At 55.8% G+C, this 1,157-nt stretch carries 1 rRNA gene (running past one end of the window); it reads right to left on the bottom strand.

Annotation, left to right across the window (positions count from 1 at the left end):
- Positions 1 to 127 precede the first annotated feature (127 nt).
- Positions 128 to 1,157: ribosomal RNA gene (locus ACGFR9_RS35140) — 23S ribosomal RNA — on the bottom strand (it continues 2,191 nt past the right edge of the window).

Genomic DNA, 1,157 nt, shown 5'->3' with positions numbered 1-1,157 from the left:
AATGTAACCGGGCGTTTCCCCTACGCTATGACCACCGAAACACTATGAAACAATCAACCGCACCACACCGTGACCAGGCATGGGGTTGTTCGTGGTTTCAGAACCAACACAGTGGACGCGAGCAACTGAGGACAAGCCCTCGGCCTATTAGTACCGGTCAACTCCACACGTTACCGTGCTTCCATATCCGGCCTATCAACCCAGTCGTCTACTGGGAGCCTTACCCTCTCTAGGAGGTGGGAGTCCTCATCTCGAAGCAGGCTTCCCGCTTAGATGCTTTCAGCGGTTATCCCTCCCGAACGTAGCCAACCAGCCATGCCCTTGGCAGAACAACTGGCACACCAGAGGTTCGTCCGTCCCGGTCCTCTCGTACTAGGGACAGCCCTTCTCAAGACTCCTACGCGCACAGCGGATAGGGACCGAACTGTCTCACGACGTTCTAAACCCAGCTCGCGTACCGCTTTAATGGGCGAACAGCCCAACCCTTGGGACCGACTCCAGCCCCAGGATGCGACGAGCCGACATCGAGGTGCCAAACCATCCCGTCGATATGGACTCTTGGGGAAGATCAGCCTGTTATCCCCGGGGTACCTTTTATCCGTTGAGCGACGGCGCTTCCACAAGCCACCGCCGGATCACTAGTCCCGACTTTCGTCCCTGCTCGACCCGTCGGTCTCACAGTCAAGCTCCCTTGTGCACTTACACTCAACACCTGATTGCCAACCAGGCTGAGGGAACCTTTGGGCGCCTCCGTTACTCTTTAGGAGGCAACCGCCCCAGTTAAACTACCCATCAGACACTGTCCCTGATCCGGATCACGGACCCAGGTTAGACATCCAGCACGACCAGACTGGTATTTCAACGACGACTCCCACCGAACTGGCGTCCGATGCTCAAAGTCTCCCAGCTATCCTACACAAGCCGAACCGAACACCAATATCAAACTGTAGTAAAGGTCCCGGGGTCTTTCCGTCCTGCTGCGCGAAACGAGCATCTTTACTCGTAGTGCAATTTCACCGGGCCTATGGTTGAGACAGTCGAGAAGTCGTTACGCCATTCGTGCAGGTCGGAACTTACCCGACAAGGAATTTCGCTACCTTAGGATGGTTATAGTTACCACCGCCGTTTACTGGCGCTTAAGTTCTCAGCTTCGCCCC

Origin of the sequence: Streptomyces sp. NPDC048584, assembly GCF_043199595.1 — a bacterium.
GTDB lineage: Bacteria > Actinomycetota > Actinomycetes > Streptomycetales > Streptomycetaceae > Streptomyces > Streptomyces edwardsiae.
Note: the sequence above shows the minus strand (reverse complement) of the source record. Positions and strands in the feature narration are given on the sequence as shown.